The 22,444-nt window shown below is 49.6% G+C and carries 19 protein-coding genes and 1 tRNA gene; 14 read left to right on the top strand and 6 right to left on the bottom strand.

The annotated features are described in order from the left end of the window. Positions 1-42 precede the first annotated feature (42 nt). The gene (locus ACM5Q9_RS06710) at positions 43-1,203 is read right to left on the bottom strand and encodes an acyl-CoA dehydrogenase family protein (protein ID WP_418143960.1); all 1,161 of its coding nucleotides are present in this window, start codon (positions 1,201-1,203) and stop codon (positions 43-45) included. 133 nt (positions 1,204-1,336) lie between these two features. Here ACM5Q9_RS06710 and ACM5Q9_RS06705 point away from each other — a divergent pair, with 133 nt between their 5' ends. The 4 genes from ACM5Q9_RS06705 to ACM5Q9_RS06690 all read left to right on the top strand — a co-directional run bounded on the left by ACM5Q9_RS06705 (position 1,337) and on the right by ACM5Q9_RS06690 (position 5,269). Continuing rightward, positions 1,337-2,281 carry a LysR substrate-binding domain-containing protein gene (locus ACM5Q9_RS06705; RefSeq protein ID WP_418143959.1) on the top strand — a complete coding sequence of 315 codons (945 nt, stop codon included), beginning with the start codon at positions 1,337-1,339 and terminating at the stop codon, positions 2,279-2,281. A 116-nt stretch (positions 2,282-2,397) separates the two neighbouring features. Beyond that, the gene (locus ACM5Q9_RS06700; protein WP_418143958.1) at positions 2,398-3,237 is read left to right on the top strand and encodes an FAS1-like dehydratase domain-containing protein; all 840 of its coding nucleotides are present in this window, start codon (positions 2,398-2,400) and stop codon (positions 3,235-3,237) included. A 26-nt stretch (positions 3,238-3,263) separates the two neighbouring features. After that, positions 3,264-4,448: a CaiB/BaiF CoA transferase family protein gene (locus ACM5Q9_RS06695; protein WP_418143957.1), complete on the top strand. Its 1,185-nt coding sequence runs from the start codon at positions 3,264-3,266 to the stop codon at positions 4,446-4,448. Then, a complete protein-coding gene (locus ACM5Q9_RS06690; protein ID WP_418143956.1) occupies positions 4,448-5,269 on the top strand; it encodes an HpcH/HpaI aldolase/citrate lyase family protein in 822 nt (273 codons plus the stop codon). The genes ACM5Q9_RS06695 and ACM5Q9_RS06690 overlap by 1 nt, the downstream gene beginning before the upstream one ends. On the opposite strand, the gene ACM5Q9_RS06685 is transcribed toward ACM5Q9_RS06690, so the two are convergent. Genes ACM5Q9_RS06685 through ACM5Q9_RS06675 form a run of 3 tightly spaced genes read right to left on the bottom strand, consistent with a single transcriptional unit; the run spans position 5,232 to position 9,425 of the window. After that, positions 5,232-7,559, bottom strand: coding sequence for a CHASE2 domain-containing protein (locus ACM5Q9_RS06685; RefSeq protein WP_418143955.1), 2,328 nt, complete (start codon positions 7,557-7,559; stop codon positions 5,232-5,234). The genes ACM5Q9_RS06690 and ACM5Q9_RS06685 overlap by 38 nt on opposite strands. A gap of 29 nt (positions 7,560-7,588) precedes the next feature. Beyond that, entirely contained in the window at positions 7,589-8,689 is a 1,101-nt protein-coding gene (locus ACM5Q9_RS06680) for a FecR domain-containing protein (protein ID WP_418143954.1), read from the bottom strand. Positions 8,690-8,705: 16 nt separating this feature from the next. Beyond that, positions 8,706-9,425: a response regulator transcription factor gene (locus ACM5Q9_RS06675; RefSeq protein ID WP_418143953.1), complete on the bottom strand. Its 720-nt coding sequence runs from the start codon at positions 9,423-9,425 to the stop codon at positions 8,706-8,708. Between the two features lie 641 nt (positions 9,426-10,066). On the opposite strand from ACM5Q9_RS06675, the gene rpsL reads away from it, so the two are divergent. From rpsL to rmuC, 10 genes are all read left to right on the top strand, one after another. Next, on the top strand, positions 10,067-10,444 hold the full coding sequence (gene rpsL / locus ACM5Q9_RS06670) for a 30S ribosomal protein S12 (RefSeq protein WP_418143952.1): 378 nt from the start codon (positions 10,067-10,069) through the stop codon (positions 10,442-10,444). Positions 10,445-10,598: 154 nt separating this feature from the next. Next, positions 10,599-11,069, top strand: coding sequence for a 30S ribosomal protein S7 (gene rpsG / locus ACM5Q9_RS06665; protein WP_418143951.1), 471 nt, complete (start codon positions 10,599-10,601; stop codon positions 11,067-11,069). Positions 11,070-11,084: 15 nt separating this feature from the next. Continuing rightward, entirely contained in the window at positions 11,085-13,190 is a 2,106-nt protein-coding gene (fusA, locus tag ACM5Q9_RS06660; protein ID WP_418143950.1) for an elongation factor G, read from the top strand. A 90-nt stretch (positions 13,191-13,280) separates the two neighbouring features. After that, complete coding sequence (gene tuf, locus ACM5Q9_RS06655; RefSeq protein ID WP_418143949.1) at positions 13,281-14,471, top strand: elongation factor Tu; 1,191 nt, start codon at positions 13,281-13,283, stop codon at positions 14,469-14,471. A gap of 104 nt (positions 14,472-14,575) precedes the next feature. Further along, positions 14,576-14,887: a 30S ribosomal protein S10 gene (rpsJ, locus tag ACM5Q9_RS06650; protein WP_200239219.1), complete on the top strand. Its 312-nt coding sequence runs from the start codon at positions 14,576-14,578 to the stop codon at positions 14,885-14,887. 36 nt (positions 14,888-14,923) lie between these two features. Further along, positions 14,924-14,999, top strand: a tRNA-Val gene (locus ACM5Q9_RS06645). A gap of 318 nt (positions 15,000-15,317) precedes the next feature. Continuing rightward, positions 15,318-16,328: a methionine ABC transporter ATP-binding protein gene (locus ACM5Q9_RS06640; RefSeq protein ID WP_418143948.1), complete on the top strand. Its 1,011-nt coding sequence runs from the start codon at positions 15,318-15,320 to the stop codon at positions 16,326-16,328. Further along, on the top strand, positions 16,325-16,984 hold the full coding sequence (locus ACM5Q9_RS06635) for a methionine ABC transporter permease (protein ID WP_418143947.1): 660 nt from the start codon (positions 16,325-16,327) through the stop codon (positions 16,982-16,984). The genes ACM5Q9_RS06640 and ACM5Q9_RS06635 overlap by 4 nt, the downstream gene beginning before the upstream one ends. A 14-nt stretch (positions 16,985-16,998) precedes the next feature. After that, on the top strand, positions 16,999-17,790 hold the full coding sequence (locus ACM5Q9_RS06630; RefSeq protein WP_418143946.1) for a MetQ/NlpA family ABC transporter substrate-binding protein: 792 nt from the start codon (positions 16,999-17,001) through the stop codon (positions 17,788-17,790). A gap of 215 nt (positions 17,791-18,005) precedes the next feature. Next, positions 18,006-19,520, top strand: coding sequence for a DNA recombination protein RmuC (gene rmuC / locus ACM5Q9_RS06625; protein ID WP_418143945.1), 1,515 nt, complete (start codon positions 18,006-18,008; stop codon positions 19,518-19,520). Here rmuC and ACM5Q9_RS06620 read toward each other — a convergent pair. Beyond that, a complete protein-coding gene (locus ACM5Q9_RS06620; protein ID WP_418143944.1) occupies positions 19,514-20,704 on the bottom strand; it encodes a PLP-dependent aminotransferase family protein in 1,191 nt (396 codons plus the stop codon). The genes rmuC and ACM5Q9_RS06620 overlap by 7 nt on opposite strands. 67 nt (positions 20,705-20,771) lie before the next feature. Next, the gene (locus ACM5Q9_RS06615) at positions 20,772-22,277 is read right to left on the bottom strand and encodes an aldehyde dehydrogenase family protein (RefSeq protein WP_418143943.1); all 1,506 of its coding nucleotides are present in this window, start codon (positions 22,275-22,277) and stop codon (positions 20,772-20,774) included. Positions 22,278-22,444 lie beyond the last annotated feature (167 nt).

Below are 22,444 nucleotides of genomic sequence, written 5' to 3'. Positions count from 1 at the left end.
CGTATTGATGTGCCGGTTGTAAAACCGGCACCTTACACGTTATTAGAATGAACGTGGCAGGCCCAAGACGTGCTCGGCCACGAAAGAGTAAATCAGGTTGGTAGAGATAGGTGCAACCTGATACAGGCGGGTTTCACGGAATTTGCGCTCTACGTCGTATTCGTTGGCAAAACCAAAACCACCGTGGAACTGCAGGCAGGCATTGGCTGCTTCCCATGAGGCTTCAGAGGCCAACAGCTTGGCCATATTCGCCTGTGTACCGCATGGCTGGTGGGCGTCAAAGAGACGTGCAGCTTCGTAACGCATCAGGCTGGCGGCTTCAATATTGATGAATGCCTTTGCAATCGGGAACTGTACACCCTGGTTCTGGCCAATCGGACGGCCGAATACCATACGTTCTTTGACATAGGCACTGACCTTGTCGATAAACCAGTAGCCATCACCGATACATTCCGCAGCAATCAGGGTACGTTCAGCATTCAGGCCATCCAGAATATATTTGAAGCCTTTGCCTTCTTCGCCAATCAGGTTTTCTTCGGGAATTTCAAGATTGTCGAAGAACAATTCATTGGTTTCATGGTTGACCATGTTGGGAATCGGGCGAACGGTCATACCGTTTTTCATGGCTTCGGCAATGTCAACGATAAAGATCGACATGCCTTCGGATTTTTTGGTGACTTGCTCGATGGGGGTCGTGCGGGCCAGCAGAATCATCAGGTCGGAATGCTGGACACGGGAAATCCATACTTTCTGGCCATTAACCACGTAACGGCCGTCTTTCTTGACAGCGGTTGTCTTGATTTTGGTGGTGTCAGTGCCGGTGGTTGGCTCGGTGACTGCCATGGATTGCAGGCGCAGTTCGCCAGTCGCAATTTTGGGCAGGTATTTCTGTTTCTGGGCCAAAGAACCATGGCGCAGCACGGTGCCCATGTTATACATTTGTCCGTGGCAGGCGCCGGAATTGCCCCCGTTGCGGTTGATTTCCTCCATAATAACGGAGGCCTCTGTCAGACTCAGGCCTGAACCACCGTATTCCTGGGGAATCAATGCGGCGAGCCAGCCAGCCTCTGTAAGGGCATTGACGAATTCTTCAGGGTAGGCGCGCTCTTCGTCAACCTTCCTGAAGTATTCAGCAGGGAACTGTGAGCATAAGTCACGGATGGCGTCGCGAATATCCTGATAAGCATCGGCTTGGTGTTGCATAGTAGATCTTTCCTAGATAACGGTAATAACGGTAAATGGATTTTTTCAATGATGTAAATGTGCCTGAGTTCAGAGGGTTTGACTATTGATGTTTTATTAAGTATGGCTTTGCAAATTATTAAGGAGCTGAAAAATGGCAATGCATTTTGACCTGACGGATATGCAGTTGATGGTGAATATCAGTGAGGTTAATAGCCTGACAAAAGGCGCAGAACGATCTTTTCTGTCATTGCCGGCAGCCAGTAACCGGATCAAAAATCTGGAAAACAGTCTGGGGACGGCCTTGCTTTACCGGAATAGCCAGGGCGTAACGCTTACGCCATCGGGTGAGGCCTTCGTGCGTCATGCGCACATTGTCATGCGCCAACTGGAGCACCTGCGGGGGGATATCAGTGAATTTGCGCAAGGTATCAAGGGTAAGGTCAGGGTGTATGCCAATACCACGGCCATGAATGAATTCATGCCGGCCATTCTGGGCAAATACCTGGCGCGTCATCCCGATGTCAGCATCGAGCTGCGTGAGCGCTTAAGTTACCGTATCGTGCAGGCGGTGGCCGAAGGGATGGCCGATGTCGGTGTAGTGGCCGGTGTCGAGCCCTCAGAGAACACGGTAGCCGATGGCCTGACTTTTATGCCTTACCGCTCTGATAATCTGGTGCTGGTCACGCACCAGAACCATCCGCTGGCCGGACTTGACCAGATCACCTTTGCCGATACCCTGTCTTATGATTATGTAGGCCTGTCTGAATGGAGTGCTATCCATGCATTTTTGCGTAATGCCGCTGATATGCTGGGTGTACCCCTGAAATTCCGGGTGGAAGTGGGTGGCTTTGAGGCGGTCTGCAGGATGGTGGCGGCCCAGGTGGGTATCGGCGTGATTCCCGAAACAGCGGCTTACCGTTATGCGGTAACCATGCCGGTCAAAATCATTCGCCTTACCGATTCCTGGGCTTTCAGGCAGCTGCATGTTTGCGTACGCAATCTTGACAAACTGCCGCCTTTTGCCCAGGACCTGGTACAGCTGATGTGCGAAGATGTCGAGGAAGAAGAGAGTAAGGCTGGTAAAGTCGCTGGCTAGTGCCAGGCGCCTTATCTTTCTGAAAACCCCCCTTTTCGGTTTTAAGAATTCACATTTGCGCGTTTCTGGGGCATGCTTGGCAATTACTGATATTTAAGCGTAAATGTGAGACTGAAATGAGTAATGAACAGAATGGTGTGAATTTAAATGATTGGCTGGGCCGTCAGGAAAGTTATGGCGAGTTTATCAACCCGGCCCATGTCAAGAAAATTGCCCTTAGCCTGAATGCGCCGGTGCCTGAAGATGGCCAGGCTTTGCCACATTTGTGGCAGTGGGCGCTGTTCGTGGATCCATTGCCATTGGATGAGCTGGGTGTTGACGGACATCCGCAGCGGGGTGGATTCTTGCCGCCAGCAGACAACCGCAACCGCATGTGGGCCGGTGGCCGTGTCCAGTTTATCAGGCCACTGCTGGTGGGCCAGGACGCAACCCGTACCTCTACCATTACGGCGATCAAGGAAAAAAGCGGTTCAACCGGCAAGCTGCTGTTTGTGACAGTCAAGCACGATTACACCCAGAACAATGAATTGTGCATTTCAGAAGAACAGGATATTGTTTACCGTGAGCCCAGCCCACCAAAACTGTCAGGCACGCCTGAAGCCGAAGCGGCTCAATGGTCCAACGAGATCGTGCCCACCAGTACCATGCTGTTCAGGTATTCAGCAGTCACTTTCAATGGCCACCGCATTCATTATGACTATCCCTATGTGACCGAGGTCGAGGGATACCCCGGCCTGGTGGTGCATGGCCCCCTGATTGCCACTTGCGTGCTGCGTGCATTTACCGATGCCAATCCGGATAAAACGGTGACCGGCTTTTCTTACCGTGGTGCGCGTCCCTTGATCAGTCCAGCACCGTTCAGGGCGGAAGGGGTCATCAAAGAAGATGGCAAGGCCGCTGTGTGGGCACAGCAGGACGGTACGGTTGCCCAACTTGGCGAAGTGCTTTTCAAATAAATAAAATTATCTAAGGAAATAACGAAATGAGTGTTAGACCTCTTGAAGGTATCACCGTATTAAGTTTTGAGCATGCCATTGCGGCCCCATTTTGTACCCGTCAACTGGCGGATCTGGGCGCCCGGGTGATTAAGGTGGAGCGCCCGGGTGTAGGTGATTTTGCTCGCAATTATGATGAGCGGGTCCGGGGCATGGCGTCCCATTTTGTCTGGACCAACCGTTCAAAAGAAAGCCTGACGCTGGATTTGAAAGATGACGCCGCGCAGGACGTACTGGCAAAACTGTTGCCGCAGGTGGATGTGTTGGTGCAAAACCTGGCGCCCGGTGCGGCAGCTCGCCTGGGCATGTCATTTGACGCCTTGCACGAAAAATATCCGCAATTGATCGTGTGTGATATTTCCGGCTATGGCGAGGGCGGTCCTTATGAGAAGAAAAAAGCCTATGACCTGCTGATTCAAAGCGAAAGCGGTTTTGTATCGGTGACCGGTTCCAAGGATGATATGGCCAAGGCAGGGTGTTCGATTGCCGATATTGCTGCCGGCATGTATGCGTATACTAATATCCTGTCTGCGTTGTTGTTGCGCGGCAAAACCGGCAAAGGCAGCCGTATTGATATTTCGATGCTGGAAAGTATGGTCGAGTGGATGAATTTCCCGCTGTACTACGCGTTTGAGGGCCAGGAGCCACCGGTGCGTGCAGGGGCGGCACATGCCGTTATTTATCCCTATGGCCCGTTCCCTACCGGGGGCGGCCAGACCATCATGCTGGGCTTGCAAAACGAGCGTGAATGGAAAGTGTTTTGCGAGCAGGTGCTGGGTAAACCAGAGCTGGCCTCTGACGAACGCTTTGCCAACAATACCTTGCGAACAGCCAACCGTGATGCCTTGAAGCAGATTATTGTTGATACCTTTGCGGGCATGAGCAAACAGCAAGTGATTGAATTGCTGGAAACCGCTAAAATTGCCAATGCTTCCGTCAATGACATGAAAGGGGTTTGGGAGCATGAGCAATTGAAGTCACGCAATCGCTGGCGTGAAATGGATAGTCCGGTAGGCAAGTTGCCTACCTTGTTGCCACCCGGTGTAAATAATGCCTATGAATATCGGATTGATGCAGTGCCAGCCCTGGGTGAGCATTCTGAAAAAATCCTGCAGGAACTGGGTTATGATGCCCAAACCATCGCTGGCTGGCGTGAACAGGGAGTTGTGTAATGAGTTTATCAAGATCAGCATTGTTTGTACCCGCAACACGGGTTGACCGGATTCCCAAGGCGTTGCAAAGTGGTGCCGATTGCGTGATTGTCGACCTTGAGGATGCGGTCGAATTCAGCGCCAAGGACAGCGCCCGGGAAAACTTTGAGGCCTTTGCCAGGGCCAATCCGGAAACCCGTTTCCTGGTTCGTGTCAATGATGCTAAAGCGGAATGGTTTGATGCGGATATTGCCATGTGCGGTCGGGTTGACAATATCACCGGTGTCATGCTGCCCAAAGCCGAAAATTCACGTCAGATTGAATTGGCGGCCCGCGCTGGCAAACCGGTATACCCAATTGTTGAAAGTGCCCTGGGAATTGCCAATCTGGCTGAATTATGCCGCACCCCTGGTGTGGCCCGGGTATCATTTGGTGCCTTGGACCTCACCTTGGACCTGAACATGGACGACGATTCTGAAGGTGCCCGTGCCTTGCTGGATCACGTGCGTTGCCAGATTTCCATCCAGAGCCGTGCCGCTGGTATTTTGCCTCCTTTGGACGGCGTATTTCCGGATATTGCCAATACCCAGGGTCTGGCCAAGTCGGTTTCTTTTGCCAAGGGCATGGGCTATGCCGGTGTATTGTGCATTCATCCTTCCCAAGTGGCTATTATTCACGAGGTTTTTGAGCCCACTGAAGAAGAAAAGGCTTGGGCCGCACGCGTACTGGAAATGGCCAAAGAAACTGGTCTTGCCGCTTTCAAGCTGGATGGCAAGATGGTGGATATGCCCGTAATTGAAAAGGCTAAACAGATTCTTCGGATTCGTCCAGTGGCAAATTAATAATAAATGTCGCTCCATTGCCAGGTTCACTTTCAACGTGAATCTGGCCACCATGACGCTTGATGACGGTTTTCACAAAAGACAGTCCCAGACCTATGCCCTTAATCTGAATGTCAGGACCCGGGACACGAAAAAATGACTTGAAAATCGTGGCATGGTTTTTTTCAGCAATTCCAATGCCCTGATCCATGATTCGAATCTGCCAATAATTGCTTTGGCGTTGGATTGAGCAATGGATGGTAGTGTTGTCCGGGCTGTATTTGAAAGCATTATCAATCAGGTTCACAAAACAGCGTGACAAAAGGACATAGTCACCTTTGGTAAAGGCAAGCTGGTTACCGAAATCACTGATAATATTGATATTACGCTTCTGGCTGATCGCCCAGTATTCATGGATGATATGTTCCAGTAGTTCTGTCAGGTTGATGGGCGCCAGGTTCAGTGTCATCGATTCGGCACGGGTCAATTGCAGAAAGTCGTCAACCAGCTTCAGTGTCCGGCCGGAAAGATGATGGATGCGTTGAAAAAACTCATCCTCGGGCAGTGCGGATTGCGGATTTTTTTGCAACTCAATTAATGCCTGGATAGAGCTTTGCGGGGATCGCATGTCGTGTGAAAGAAAACGCAGTGTTTCTTCGCGCTTGCGTTCGGCTTCGCGGATCGCGGTGATATTGTTAAGGCTCAGGATATAGCCGATATGTTCACCACTGCCTGAATAAGTGTTGACATATTTCAGCAGCAAGTTTTGCTCAATACAATCTTTGATTTCAACGCCATTATTCCTGAGTGCTTCCAGTATGCTTGACGGTTGTTCTTTGCCGGTACTGATATGGCTGATTTCCGTAAGGATTTCAGCTCTTTGTTCCTGGTCGGCTATGACGGGAACCAGAAACTGTGCCAGCGCCTGGTTTTTTTCAGGTATCTTGGCGCCTACCTTGTGCATATAGTTTTTAGTGGTATCGGTCGTGAATTGCAACCGATGCTCCAGATTGAAAACGGCGATGGCATCAGGCATGCGATTGATGCCGTCCATAATGAACTGTCGCAAACTGCGAACCTGTTCCATAATGCCCCTGAATTCCGCAAGCCGGTCATTGAGGGATCTGTTGTAATGGATAATTGGCCTGTTTTTAATCTCGGTTTTAAACAGGGGCTCCTTTTCGTTAAGCTCGGCAATTTCACGGCGCATTTGATAAAGCGCAATTTCCTGTGTCCGCCAGCTCCAGAGCGGGTATAACATCAAGATACCCACTATGGAAGGCAGGGGGTTATACCATAAGCCAAATTGATACATGAGGAAGCTATGTATCAGGAGAATAAGGGCAATGGTCAGGAGACTAAGCAGCAGGGTGGTACGTGGTGATGATCTTTTCATGAAAAAACATAACACAAGCACTGGTAGCAGGCAGCACAGCAAGGAAAAAGTGGGGCTGGCTCTTTTGATCCAGGTTTGGTCAAGGCTTGCCTGCAGGCTATTGGCCAGTATTTCCACACCGGACATATGCAGGTTTTGGGATGAGATTGGGGTGGGGAACTGGTCACCCAGCCCGCTGCCCCAGACCCCGATTAAAACGTATTTGTCCTTGAAAAAGGAAGCGGGAATGCGTTTATGCAAGACATCTGAATAGGACACCATTTTAAAATTACCGGGTATGCCGGTAAATGGAATACCCAGATCCGGGTCTTTTGCTCGTTGCAGGGTTTGTTTAATCAAGTCTTGCTCATTGGCAACACTTAACATGGCCAGGGTCAAATGGTTAGCCAATGTTCCATCTGCCTGCTCTTTTTGCAGGAACATCCGCCGTACGAGTCCATCGGGGTCAATATTTATATTGATAAACCCCAAGTCGCGGGCTGCTTCTACGAATTTGGGCTCTGGGTTGTTCGACTTGTTGGTTGAATCAGGGAAATAATTGGCCAGAATCACGCGTCCATGATTGCGAATCGCATCAGCAAAAATAGCATCATCAGCTGCATATTCAGGTAGTGTGTCCATGAATAAGAGATCGAAGGCGACTGATTTGCTTTGTTGCAGGGAGTCAAGCAGGTTGGCATGTGTGGAACGTCGCCAGGGCCAGGGCCCGAGATCGGCAATACTTTTATCATCAATAGCAATGATAACGATTTCTTCGGAGGCGGGTTTGTCCTGGGTAAGCCGTATGGAAAAATCGTAAATGCGATTATAGACCAGGGGCAAGCCTTTGTTAATTGAAAGCAAGGCAGTGACGGCCAACACAAAAAGGCTGATCAGCAGCCATTCATTGTTATAACGCTTTTTAATATGCTGCATATTTTATTCAATCACTTTTCTTGCCGGCATCAGTATTGCATTTGCAGCAAGGGACCGGATTGCGTGATTATTGAAACACCGGTTTCAGTCATAATGCCTGTTGCTGTGATGGTAAAGGGCTGTACAGCATCGGCACCGGCCAGTTGGTTGCTATCTATAGAACGGACGGATACATAATAAGTGCCTTTGCCTGGCCCGGTAACGCTGGCCTCAGGTTTTTTGATGGTATCGGTAAACAGAACGTCATAGCCGGAAATGTCATTGGATACACGTACCAGATAGGCGGAGGCACCAGAAACCGGCTTGATGTTTACCCTGAATTCGAAGGGACTGGTTTGGTTCAGGCTGATTTCCGGTGGTGGCAATAATTCAATAATGTCGCCGGCTTTTCCTTGGGCGGTGGCCGTAATACCCTGATTGGCATCGAGGTCGATTAGTTGATGGCGCGATTCAGCGGCAATAAAGGCAGCATTGCCTTGTAGCAGTTCGCTTGATGAGCCGTTTTGACCAGCTGCTTCGGCACGAACCACCGTGCCTCTCACGCCTGTAATGCTGACTGGTGTGCGAATCTCAAAACGGCCGACGCCAGTTTTTTGGGGAGAAGCATGGGCGGCCAGCTTTCCGGTTTGAATATCGAAAATTGAATCGATCAGGCCGGTGCCCCGGAATTTTCGTAAACGCTTGACCAGTACTACGCTGTCTGGGGGGATTTGTACTTTGCTTTCATCGGAAAGCTCAACAGTGACGTTGCTTTGTGCACCGGTTGTAATGGTATCATTCTCGACGATAAGGTGTTTTTTACTGGCAGGCGTGTTATTGATGAGTACGTCTCCGGTCAGGTAAATGATTTTAGCTTCGTCAGGGACCTCATCAATAAGAATGAAGGGGATTTTTAGCATGGTACCCGTCGGGATTTTACGGGTATTGGCAATACGGTTGGCTTTCTTGATGGCTTGCCAGTTTGACGGTTTGCTTGTAAAGGTTTCAGACAAGGAAGAAAGCGTGTCTCCTTCTTTGATTTGATACAGGAAATTGTCTTCATGTGCTCCGGAAGGCTGTGCCTTGACGTTAATTATGAGCAACGGGGCAATATTTAAAAGCAAGAAGAGGATGAACGCTTTGGTTTTCATGATGGTATTTTGTCTTTTAGCTTTTGGGGTCCGGGAGGTTGTCCGGAGCGTTTTTGATTAACTCCATCCGATAGCCCAGTGCATATGACGACACGATGCGAACGCCATTATCCGGATTGATTTGCAGTTTCTGGCGAATGTTTGACAGGTGGGTGTCGAGGGTGCGTGAAGTTGCCGGAATTTCCCGGTTCCAGATGGCGGTGCTAAGCGCGTCCCGTGAGAAAAGGCGTCCGATATTGCCAAAAAAAAGATAGGCAAGATCAAATTCTTTGGGGGCCAATTGAACAGGTTCCCCGTGCAGGGTAGCTTCGCGTGATTGCGGGTTTAGCTGATAAGGCTCAAGTTTTATGATGCTTAAGGAGCTTTCGGCATTGTTCCGGCGTAGCAGGGCCTTGATGCGGGCAATGAGTTCAGGAGCCTTGAAGGGCTTGGCAAGAAAATCGTCGGCACCGGCATCGAGTCCATGAACCAAGTCCTGGTCCTGGTTGCGGTTGGTCACGAAGATGACGGGCAATTGGTTACCCAGGTTGGCACGTATCCATATGACAATATCTTTGCCTGAAATGTCGGGCAATTCCCAATCCAGTAGCAAGAGATCAAGCTTTTCCGCTTTTTTCAGGGCTACAAGCAATTCTTTGCCTGTCGTGAAATTTTTGCATTGAAAGCCGGCATTACTTAATGTGTGTGCGATATATTGTGCTTGTAGCGGATCGTCTTCTAGAGAAGCAATGATCATTGAATAAATCTCTTATAAAATTATGTCAACGGCACTAATTGTTTACAATCGTATCAATTATTTACCATAACTTTAATAAAATTAATAAATATTATTGCGGTTGTATTGTAAATAATCATCGTTAATACGTTGTTAATGTTTTGAATTAACGATAGCAGGAATAGGAATGTTTCTCAATTTAACGAAACCTGATTGACAATCCTTGACATTCTGTAACAGTGCTCGACTTGTAATGAGTGCTTGGCATAAATGTGTGGTTTATGTCAAAAAAATTAATGCGTGGTGTTGTTCTTGACTTTTTTTTGGTAAATGTGGTATCGTGACGGGCTAATTGGTCTAAATCCATAATTTTTGTGGGTGTAAGCCAGTTGGTATATGGTTAAATGTTAATCGTAAAGCTTAACAAAGCCATGGTTAATCTATTGCTCTTTGTGGTTGCTTATCTGCAAGTTGTAAAACTTTTGCGGGCAAGTTGGCTATTCGGGCGATATAACAACCAATTCCTAGCTTAGAATAGTCTTGATCTGCAATCACGCATGTCAATCTTTCGTAAGCGTGGCGTACATTAAAGTCAGTACGTTAAACAGACGATATATATAAATCCAGTACATTTTTTGTACATTAATAGGACAAGCAAGGTCATGCCTACTATTAGTCAACTCGTGCGCAACCCGCGCGAAACTAGCCGCGTGAACAGTAAAAGCCCTGCGCTTGAAAACTGCCCACAACGCCGTGGTGTTTGTACCCGTGTTTACACAACAACACCTAAAAAACCTAACTCAGCTATGCGTAAAGTAGCTAAAGTTCGCTTAACCAACGGTTTCGAAGTCATTTCGTATATCGGTGGTGAAGGCCACAACTTGCAAGAACACTCTGTCGTGCTCGTGCGCGGCGGTCGTGTAAAAGACTTGCCAGGTGTGCGTTATCACATCGTTCGCGGTTCCCTTGACTTGCAAGGCGTTAAAGATCGCAAACAGTCTCGTTCCAAATACGGTGCCAAGCGTCCTAAGAAAGCTTAAGCTGGTTTGAATCAATGCTTCCTGCCAAACGGTGGTAAGCGTGCAGCCGCAGCTGCGTGAGAAAAATTTACTGCGGTATGTAAGGGGCTGAGTTCTAAATAGCCAGCCACGGCCACGAAAGTGGTTCAACTGAAACAGTCACAAAGGAAGTAAGATGCCTCGTCGTCGCGAAGTTCCCAAACGTGAGATCCTGCCAGATCCAAAATTCGGTAGCGTAGATCTCGCCAAATTCATGAACGTTGTTATGCTTTCAGGCAAGAAAGCAGTTGCTGAGCGTATCGTTTATGGTGCGCTAACCCAGGTACAGACTAAAACGGGTAAAGACCCTATCGAAGTTTTTAATCTGGCCATCAACAACATTAAACCTATTGTCGAAGTTAAAAGCCGTCGCGTAGGCGGAGCCAACTACCAGGTTCCTGTCGAAGTGCGTCCGGTTCGCCGTTTGGCGCTTGCCATGCGCTGGTTGCGCGAAGCTGCCAAAAAACGTGGTGAAAAATCTATGGATTTGCGTTTGGCCGGTGAATTGATGGATGCCGCAGAAGGTCGCGGCGCTGCAATGAAAAAACGTGAAGACACTCACAGAATGGCAGAGGCCAACAAAGCCTTCTCCCATTTCCGCTGGTAATTTAAGGACACTACAATGGCCCGCAAAACCCCCATCGAACGTTACCGTAATATTGGTATTTCCGCTCACATTGACGCTGGTAAAACAACGACAACAGAACGTATTCTGTTTTATACCGGCGTTAATCACAAAATTGGTGAGACCCATGAGGGTACAGCCACCATGGACTGGATGGAACAAGAGCAGGAACGCGGTATTACCATTACGTCTGCTGCGACAACGGCATTCTGGCGTGGTATGGCTGGTAACTATCCTGAGCACCGTATTAACATTATTGACACCCCCGGACACGTTGACTTTACCATCGAGGTAGAGCGTTCAATGCGTGTTCTTGACGGTGCATGTATGGTTTATTGTGCTGTGGGTGGTGTGCAGCCACAGTCTGAAACCGTATGGCGTCAGGCAAATAAATACGGTGTCCCCCGTTTGGCTTTCGTCAATAAGATGGACCGTACCGGTGCAAACTTTTTCAAAGTGTACGATCAACTGAAAACCCGTCTGCGTGCGAATCCCGTGCCTGTCGTTATCCCGATCGGTGCTGAAGACCAGTTCAAAGGTGTGGTTGACCTGATCAAAATGAAAGCGATCATCTGGGATGAGGCAAGTCAGGGCACCAAATTCGATTACATCGATATCCCTGCAGAGCTGGCTGATCAAGCCAATGAATGGCGTGAAAAGCTGGTTGAAACAGCAGCTGAAGCTTCTGAAGAGCTCATGAACAAATACCTTGAAGAAGGTGATCTGAGCGAAGAAGATATCATCAAGGCAATCCGTATCCGTACGATTGCTTGTGAAATCCAGCCAATGCTGTGCGGTACTGCCTTTAAAAACAAAGGTGTTCAGCGCATGCTTGATGCAGTGGTTGATTTCATGCCATCTCCTGTTGATATTCCTCCTGTCCAGGGTGAAGATGATGAAGGCAATATTATTCATCGTAAAGCCGATGACAAAGAGAAATTCTCTGCGCTGGCATTTAAACTGATGACAGACCCGTTTGTCGGTCAGCTGACTTTCGTTCGCGTGTATTCAGGTGTATTGAATTCAGGCGAAACCGTCTTTAACTCGGTTAAAGGCAAAAAAGAACGTGTTGGCCGTATCCTGCAAATGCATGCGAACAACCGTGAAGAGATCAAGGAAGTGTTGGCAGGTGACATCGCCGCTGTGGTGGGTCTGAAAGACGTAACTACCGGTGAAACCCTGTGTGACGTTGGTGATCATATCGTGCTTGAACGCATGGTATTCCCAGAGCCCGTTATTTCACAGGCTGTTGAGCCAAAAACCAAAGCCGACCAGGAAAAAATGGGTATTGCCCTGTCCCGTCTGGCTCAGGAAGATCCTTCATTCCGCGTTCGCAGTGATGAAGAGTCAGGCCAAACCATTATTTCAGGTATGGGCGAGCTCCACCTTGAAGTGCTGGTTGACCGCATGAAGCGTGAGTTCAACGTTGAAGCCAACGTTGGCAAGCCACAGGTTGCTTACCGTGAAACCATTCGCAAGGTTTGCGAAGAAGTGGAAGGCAAGTTCGTTAAACAGTCAGGCGGTCGTGGTCAGTACGGTCACGTTGTTCTGAAACTTGAGCCATTGGAACCCGGTGGCGCAGGTTACGAATTCGTTGATGCGATTAAAGGTGGTGTGGTTCCACGTGAATTCATTCCCGCGGTTGATAAAGGTATTCAGGAAACCCTGAGTGCCGGTGTCGTTGCCGGTTACCCGGTTGTTGATGTTAAAGTAACCCTGTTCTTCGGTTCATACCACGACGTTGACTCTAACGAAAACGCCTTCCGTATGGCTGGTTCAATGGCATTTAAAGAAGGTATGCGCCGTGCGCAGCCTGTGCTGCTTGAGCCTATGATGGCCGTTGAAGTGGAAACACCAGAAGACTATGCCGGTACCGTGATGGGTGACTTGTCATCTCGCCGTGGTATGGTTCAGGGTATGGACGATATCATTGGTGGCGGTAAAGTCATCAAGGCTGAAGTACCTCTGGCTGAAATGTTTGGTTATGCAACCAGCTTGCGTTCTCAGACACAAGGTCGTGCAACTTATACAATGGAATTCAAGCAATACGCTGAAGCTCCGAAAAACGTCGCTGATGAAGTTATCAGCGCACGTAGCAAGTAGTAATTTTTAAGCGTCCGGCCAAGGAATAGTATTATTCCAGGTCGGACAATTCAATCTCATTCAAATATCAGTTTATTGGATAAATAGATCATGGCAAAAGGTAAGTTTGAACGTACCAAACCGCACGTAAACGTAGGTACGATTGGTCACGTGGATCACGGTAAAACAACATTGACAGCGGCAATTTGTACCGTTCTGGCAAAAGAGTTCGGTGGTGAAGCGAAAGACTACTCACAAATTGACGCGGCTCCCGAAGAAAAAGCACGCGGTATTACCATCAACACTTCACACGTTGAATACGAAACCGCAGAACGCCACTACGCACACGTTGACTGCCCAGGACACGCTGACTATGTTAAAAACATGATCACCGGTGCTGCCCAGATGGACGGCGCGATCCTGGTTTGTTCCGCTGCTGACGGCCCAATGCCACAAACTCGTGAACACATCCTGTTGTCACGTCAGGTGGGTGTTCCTTACATCATCGTTTTCCTGAACAAGGCAGACATGGTTGACGACGAAGAGTTGCTGGAACTGGTCGAGATGGAAGTTCGCGAACTGCTGTCTAAATACGACTTCCCCGGTGACGACACACCTGTTATCAAAGGTTCAGCCAAACTGGCCCTGGAAGGCGACGAAGGCCCATTGGGCAAACAAGCTATTCTGGAACTGGCTAAAGCACTGGATTCTTACATCCCAACACCAGAGCGTGCTGTTGACGGTACATTCCTGATGCCTGTTGAAGACGTGTTCTCTATTTCTGGTCGTGGTACCGTGGTAACCGGCCGTATCGAGCGCGGTATCATTAAAGTGGGCGAAGAGATTGAAATCGTGGGTATCCGCGACACCGTCAAAACCACATGTACCGGCGTTGAAATGTTCCGCAAATTGCTGGACGAAGGTCAGGCTGGTGATAACGTCGGTCTGTTGCTGCGCGGTACTAAACGTGAAGACGTTGAGCGTGGTCAGGTATTGGCCAAACCCGGCTCAATCAAGCCACACACCAAATTCTCTGCAGAGGTCTATATTCTGTCTAAAGAAGAGGGTGGCCGTCATACACCATTCTTCCAAGGCTACCGTCCTCAGTTCTACTTCCGTACGACTGACGTAACCGGTACCATCACTTTGCCAGCTGACAAAGAAATGGTTCTGCCAGGCGACAACGTTTCTATGGACGTTGAGCTGATTGCGCCTATCGCGATGGAAGAAGGTCTGCGTTTTGCGATCCGTGAAGGCGGCCGTACTGTTGGTGCGGGCGTTGTTGCAAAAATCGCTGCTTAATGCATTATATGCGTGTGGCATTAAGTAATTAATGCTACAATGCTCAATTGCCTTGTCCTGTGGGCAAGGCAATTTGTTCTTTATATTGTTCTTTGGGAAATACAATGAAAAACCAAAAAATCCGTATCCGTTTGAAAGCTTTTGACTACAAACTGATCGATCAATCAGCAGCTGAAATCGTTGATACAGCCAAGCGCACAGGCGCGGTTGTTCGTGGTCCAGTTCCACTGCCAACACGTATCAAACGTTTTGACGTATTGCGTTCTCCACACGTGAACAAAACTTCCCGTGACCAGTTCGAGATTCGTACTCATCAACGTTTGATGGATATTGTAGATCCAACAGACAAAACAGTTGATGCATTAATGCGACTAGACCTGCCTGCAGGTGTTGACGTAGAGATCGCATTGCAATAAAATAGTCGCTTTCCTAGCGAACAAAGTTTACTAGATGGGTGCTTAGCTCAGTTGGTAGAGCGGCGCCCTTACAAGGCGTAGGTCACAGGTTCGACCCCTGTAGCACCCACCATCAGTAAGAGATCAAAAAATACCGTGCCTGTGGCACGGTATTTTTTTGTCTTTTTTTCTTCTCTGCTGCCTTTGCGTTTTCCCGTCATGCAGCATAAATCCTCTCAAACGTGATATCCATGCGGGTTTGTTTGGAATGTTTAACATGATTCATGAAAACCGTTATATTATCGGTTTCGGTGGCGAGTATTGCCTGTGATTAATTTATCGTTTTGGCTGAATGTTATTTTTATAACCATAAAGAATAAGTAAATAAAAACAAATATTGCGCAGTCATATAAAATGGCATTCATAAAAACGTACATGATTGAGAAATGCGTTGATCCGCTTAGAGAATATTCATAAAACCTACACAAGCAAAGATAAAACCCTTCACGCATTGTCGGGCATAGACCTGCAAATTGAAAAGGGTAAGATTTTTGGGATTATCGGCCGCTCTGGCGCTGGTAAAAGCACGCTTATCCGCATGCTGAACCTGTTGGAAAAACCAACACAGGGTAGGGCGTTCATTAATGAACGGGACATTACCGTCATATCAGAGGCCGAGCTCAGGAAGGTACGCCAGAAAATCGGCATGGTGTTCCAGCATTTTAATCTCCTGACTTCCCGGACGGTGCTTGATAATGTCTGTTTTCCTTTGCGCCTTGCCGGCATGTCAAAAAAAGAGCGCCATGAGCGGGCAATCGAGTTGCTGAACCTGGTGGGCCTGACTGACCACATACATAAATATCCCCGCCAATTGTCGGGCGGCCAGCAGCAAAGGGTGGGTATTGCCAGGGCTTTGGCTAACAAACCTGAATTGTTATTGTGCGATGAGGCCACCAGCGCCCTTGACCCAGAAACAACCCAATCCATACTTGGCTTGTTGGCGGATATCAATAAACGCCTGGGCATTACGATTGTGCTTATTACCCATGGCATGGATGTCATTCGGTCCATTTGTGACCAGGTAGCGATTATTGATGGTGGAAAAATAGCGGAAATGGGGGAGGTGCTGGATGTTTTCCTGCACCCGCAGCATGAAACGACGACGGCCTTGCTGTCTGAAAGCGGGGTGGATGCCAATAGCTGGCGTGAACTGGTGGAAGGGGTGCAAGGACGGATTATCCGCCTTACCTACCGGGGCAATGCAACCGCCCAGCCATTGTTAAGCCAGGTGAGCCGTGAATTGAATGTCAACCTGAGTATCCTGCAGGGTGCTGTTGGTAAAATCAAGGATACGCCATATGGCCAACTGGTGCTGGCGGTGGACAGCGATGAAAAACAGTATGCTCCATTGGCGGCCTTTTTCAAACGGCAAAATGTTGAATATGAGGTATTGAAACCATGAACTGGGATAGAGTAGATTGGCCATTGATTGGCGAAGCCACGATTGATACCTTGCTGATGGCCGGATGGTCTTTGTTGTGGACGGTTATTATCGGCTTGCCACTGGGTGTGTATCTGTACCTGAGCAGTGAACGCCAGTTGCTTGAAAACAAGGTGGTGTATCAGGTGTTGTCCCTGATCGTGAATGTATTGCGGTCAGTGCCGTTTTTAATTCTGCTGATTGTGCTTATACCCTTTACCCGTTTTATTATGGGCAGTGCCCTAGGGGTGGGCGGAGCGATTCCTCCGTTGGTGGTTGGCGCCGCGCCTTTTTTTGCGCGGTTGGTGGAAAATGTCTTGCGTGAAATAGATCCGGGCATTAATGAAGCCTGTAATGCCATGGGTGCCAATTCAAGGCAAACCGTCATGTGGGCCTTATTGCCCGAGGCAACAACAGGAATTATAAGTGCGGTTGTGGTGACAGCGATTACATTGATCGGTTATTCTGCCATGTCTGGTGTGATTGGTGGCGGTGGATTGGGCGATGTGGCCATCCGGTTCGGGTACCAACGGTACCAGTCCGAGGTCATGATTGTAACGGTAGTGGTGTTGATAGTGATGGTTCAGCTTGTTCAGATGCTGGGCGATCGATTGGTAGTTAAATTTAATAGAAAATAGTATTGGAGCATCTTATGCAGATTAAAAAAATCCTGGCAGGTCTGGTATTGGCATCAAGTGTGGTGGGGCTTAACAGTGCAGCTGCCAATGAAAAATTAAGCATTGCGGCAACCCCGGTTCCGCATGCCGAGATTCTTGAGCACATCAAGCCCGTATTGGCCAAGGAAGGCATTGATCTTGAAATCAAGGTATTTACCGATTATGTGCAGCCCAACCAGCAGGTTGCCGACAAACAGCTGGACGCCAACTTTTTCCAGCACAAACCTTATCTGGATACTTTCAATAAAGAGAAGGGAACCAATCTGGTATCGGTTGGCCTGGTACACGTAGAACCTTTTGGTGCCTACTCCAAAAAAATCAAGGCTACCGGCGAGCTTAAAGATGGAGCCTTGGTTGCCATTCCCAACGATCCCTCTAACGGTGCACGTGCCTTGCTCTTGTTGCAGCAACAGGACCTGATCAAACTGAAAGACCCCAGCAATTTGCTGGCTACTTCACGTGATATTGTCGAGAACCCCAAAAACCTGAAGTTCAAGGAACTGGAAGCGGCTACTTTGCCTCGCGTGCTGGAAGACGTGGATATTGCATTGATCAATACCAACTATGCACTGGAAGCCGGCCTGAATCCGACACAGGATGCCCTGTTTATTGAAGATCAGCAGTCACCATATGCCAACCTGGTGTCTACAATTCCTGAAAAGGAAAAATCAGCTGAAATTACCAAGTTGATGAAAGCATTGCAAAGCGATGATGTGAAAGCATTCATTGCAGAAAAATATAAAGGCGCGATTGTTCCTGCGTTTTAATTTATCTTCTTGATGTGATGGCCGGCATGTTTGCGAATATGCCGGCCATTTTCTTTTGTAGTACCCGGTTGAACTGGATTTCCCCACTTTTACCTTGTGCTACTTGCCTGTTTGTTTTGCCGAAGGCGCAGGGATGTTGGTAGTAGCCTGGTGTTCTGAATGGATGGGAGCTGCATTTGGTATAAGATTGTGTTTTCCCGACATAATCTTAAAGCATGAACGAATTTCTTCAGATGCTGCTTTCTTCTCCCCAGATATGGCTTGCTGCGCTGGCTGGCGGTGTTTTTGGCATTTTACTCTGTGCCCTTTTCCTGTATTCCCGGCAGGCTGGCAGCCGGGCCCGTATTGCGGTGCTTGAGCAGGCACTGGCTGACCGCACGGCTTCGCTGGAATTGCAGGCACAGCAGTACGATGAATTGCAGGATGATTACCGTATCCTGGATGCCCGCAAAGATGCCTTGGGCAATGAGTTGGCTGCGGCCTTGGCGGAAAAAAATCATCTTCAGCAATGGGCGGGGGATTTTCGCGGGCAGTTGCAGGCGCGTGAATCACAATTGCAGGCTTTGCAGGCAACGTTGGCCGAGCTGGAAAAAAAACAGGCGACCCAGCAGTCGGCATTGCAGTACAAGCAGCAAAGCCTGGATGAATTGCGCCAGGATTTTGCCCAGTCCAAGGCACAATTAGCGATCGAGTTCCAGAACCTGGCTGAACGCATTTTTAATGAAAAAGAACAGGCGTTTTCCCGCAATAGCCAGCTTTCGATGGAAAGCTTGCTTAAGCCATTTCGCGAGCAGATTGATCGCTTTCAGAGCAGGATCAACGAGGTGCATGATCAGTCGGTGCAGGGACAATCGCTGCTGCAATCGCAAATAAGGCAGATGTTTGATGTTGGCATGAAAATGACCCAGGATGCCGATGCCCTGGCCCGTGCTCTGAAAGGGGATAAAAAAACCTTGGGCAACTGGGGGGAAATGCAGCTTGAACGGGCGCTTGAAATGGCGGGCCTGGTCAAGGGAGAGCATTTTCAGGCCCAGGCCCATTTTCGTAATGAGGCAGGCCAAAGCCAGCTACCCGATTTCGTGCTTTACCTGCCCGATGGCAAGCACATGATTATTGATAGCAAGGTTTCCCTGAATGACTATCAGCAGGCGGTTAATGCAGTCCAAGAAGGTGCAGTGCAGGTGGCCCTGGATGCCCATGCCAAGGCCGTCAGGAATCACATAGACCAGTTGTCTGACAAGAATTACAGCAATTTGCAAGGTATGCACAGTCCGGGCTTTGTGCTGATGTTCATGCCTGTCGAGGCCGCTTACATAGAAGCACTGCGGCATCCGTCCAACTTGTTCCAGTACGGCTATGAAAAAGGGGTGGTATTGGTGTCACATACCACCCTGATGCCCATTTTAAGAACGGTTTCCTATTTGTGGATGATGGCGCGCAGCAATGAGCAGGCCGCTCAAATTGGTGACCGTGCCACCGACATTTATAATCAGGTGGTGCGGGTGGCCGAGCACCTTGCCCGGCTGGGTGGAACCCTGAACACGGTTGGCACGCATTACAACGCGGTTGTGGGCTCGTTGGCCGGCCGGCAAGGCTTGATTGGCAAGGTTGAGCGCTTCAATGAATTGTCAGCCAAAGCAAGCCGGAAAATGGTGGAGCCCGAGCCTATCCATCCGGATTTTGATGCCAGCCGTCTGGAGGCGCTGGTGAAAAGCAGCCCTCATCAATAACGGTCAAGCGCTTTTTTGAACCGGGTAACGCCTTCGGTGATTTGCGCTTCATTACTCATTGCAAACGACAGGCGGAATGCGTTTTCATCGGGTTTGTCGGCATAAAAACCGCTGCCGGGCACAAACATGACCTTTTCATCAATGGCCAGTGGCAGGAGCCTGGTAGCATTGATGTCAGCGGGCAGGTAACCCCAGATGAACATCCCGCCTTCGGGGCGGACCAGTTTCAGTTGGCCGTTAAAGTCGGTCGAAAAGGCATCTAGCATGCATTGCGCGCGCTGCCGGTAGGTGCCGATAATATAAGGCAAGTGCCGGGCATAGCGTCCCGAGTTCAGGTAATGGGCGGCGACCGCCTGCATGAACGGTGCCGAACACATGTCATCAACCTGCTTGGCCAGCACGCAGCGGCGCAAAATCTCGGGGTGGGTGATCATCCAGCCAATGCGTAAGCCAGGGGCTACGGTTTTGGACAGGCTGGACAGGTAAATGACCTGGTCTTGTGCCGGGGTTGAACGGGCCAGTTCGGCCAGGGTGGGTAAGGCCTGCCCACTAAATCGAAGCTGGCCATAAGGATCGTCTTCAATTAGCAGGCAGTTGGTGGTGGCCAGCAGTGCCAGCAGTTTCTTGCGTTTTTCCAGTGACAGGGTAATGCCGCTTGGATTGGCAAAAGTGGGTACGCAGTAAAAAAATTTGGGCCGGTGCTGCTGCAGGGCCTGGGCCAGTTCATCAAGATTGGTCCCGTCTTCTTCTACCCCGACAGTCACAATGTTGGCGCCGGCCAGACGCAGGCCCTGAATGGCGGCAGGGTAGGCGGGGCGTTCTACCAATGCGGTATCGCCTGGTGCGATCAGGGCCCGTACCAGCAGTTCATAGGCTTGTTGCGAGCCGCTGGTGACCAGGATGTCATCTTTGGTGGCCTGGATGCCCCGCTGTGTGGAAAGGGTGGCCAATATTTCGCGCAGGGCTGGCAGTCCTTCGGTAGAGCCGTAAGACATGGTTTCCTGCAGGGTAGCCGATTGGGCGGCAATCGAGGCTTGCAACCCTTCAATATCAAACAGTTCAGGGGCCGGGTAGCCACCGGCGAATGAAATCATGCCGGGCGTGGACAGGTATTTGAACAATTCCCTGATGGGAGAACCCTTGATTTCCTTGAATGGTGCTGCAAAAGTAAAAGCGTTAGACATAATCAGACCTTTTCATCAATTGAACGGGGACTTGCCCATCGTCAGAGGGAAAATGTTCAGCGTGGCGTTAATCGTCACCAAATTTCACGCCCTGTGCCAGTGGCAATTCACGTGAGTAGTTGATGGTATTGGTAGCCCTGCGCATATAGCCTTTCCAGGCGTCCGAGCCGGATTCGCGGCCACCACCGGTTTCTTTTTCACCGCCAAAGGCACCGCCAATTTCTGCGCCTGATGTACCAATATTCACATTGGCAATGCCGCAGTCGGATCCTGCCGCAGACATGAAATATTCGGCTTCCAGCAGGTTGGTGGTGAAAATGGCGGAAGACAGGCCTTGGGGGACTTCGTTTTGCAGGGCCAAGGCCTCTTCAAAGTTGTTGTAGGTCATGATGTAAAGGATGGGCGCAAAAGTTTCATGGCGTACCACATCGGTTTGTGCCGGCATTTCGACCAGGGCAGGCTCTACATAGTAGGCATTCGGGAGCTTGTCCTGCAAGACGCGCTTGCCACCGGTGACAAGTCCTTTTTGTTCAACCGCTTTTTCCAGTGCGCTTTGCATCGCATCAAAAGCAGCCTTGTCAATCAGGGGACCTACCAGGGTACCGGCCTCAAGCGGATTGCCAATGGGCAAGGTGCGATAGGCTTTTTTCAGGCGTTCTGCAAGTGTATTGACAATGCTGGCGTGAACGATCAGGCGACGGGTGCTGGTGCAGCGTTGTCCTGCGGTACCTACTGCGCCAAAGACGATGCCATGCACGGCCATGTCCAGGTCTGCGGTTTCGCTAACGATAATGGCATTGTTGCCACCCAGCTCAAGAATGCAGCGACCAAAGCGTGCGGCCACTTTAGGACCTACTTCGCGGCCCATGCGGGTAGAGCCGGTGGCGGAAACCAGGGCAACCTTGGGACTGTTAACCAGGATTTCACCGGTTTCCCGCTGGCCAATGAGCAGTTGCGACAAGTGTTCTGGTGCATCGCCAAACTTTTTCAGGGCGCGTTCCAGCAGGGCTTGGGTAGCCAGGGCGGTAAGCGGTGTTTTTTCTGATGGTTTCCAGATCACGGCATTACCGCAGACCAAGGCCAGGGCGGTATTCCATGACCAGACGGCAACCGGGAAGTTGAAGGCGGTAATCACGCCAACAACACCCAGTGGATGCCAGGTTTCCATCATGCGGTGTCCCGGGCGTTCCGAGGCAATGGTCAGGCCGTACAGCTGGCGGGACAGGCCCACTGCAAAGTCACAGATATCAATCATTTCCTGGACTTCACCCTGGCCCTCGGCAATGATTTTGCCTGCTTCAATGGAAACCAGCCGTCCCAGCGCTTCTTTGTTGGCACGTAATTCTTCGCCAAGCAGACGAATCAGTTCCCCGCGTCTTGGGGCCGGGACTTGGCGCCACTGCGTGTAAGCCTCATGGGCCCGATCAATAGCGGCATTGACTTCTGCGGAAGACTGTTCAACGACATCGGCGATAGAGGCGCCATCAATGGGAGAATAAACTTTCAGGCTACCTGCCTGAAAGGAGGCAGGGTTGACGCCTAAAGAGACGAGTAGTTCCTGAACTGAACTCATGGCTGGTTTCCTTTTTGAATCATCAGGGTAAGAACAGCGTTTTAAATGACCCTGCCGGGCAGGGATGCGAGAAAATGGCAAGACAGGCAAGGCCGGTCAGTACAAATAGATTAACAATTGCTTTTCGTAAAGTCAAAAAATTTCTTATGAGAAAATAAAATAATACA

The organism is Advenella sp. RU8, assembly GCF_048381675.1.
In the GTDB taxonomy this organism is placed as follows: Bacteria; Pseudomonadota; Gammaproteobacteria; order Burkholderiales; family Burkholderiaceae_B; genus Advenella.
This window is presented reverse-complemented; position numbering and strand designations above follow the sequence as displayed.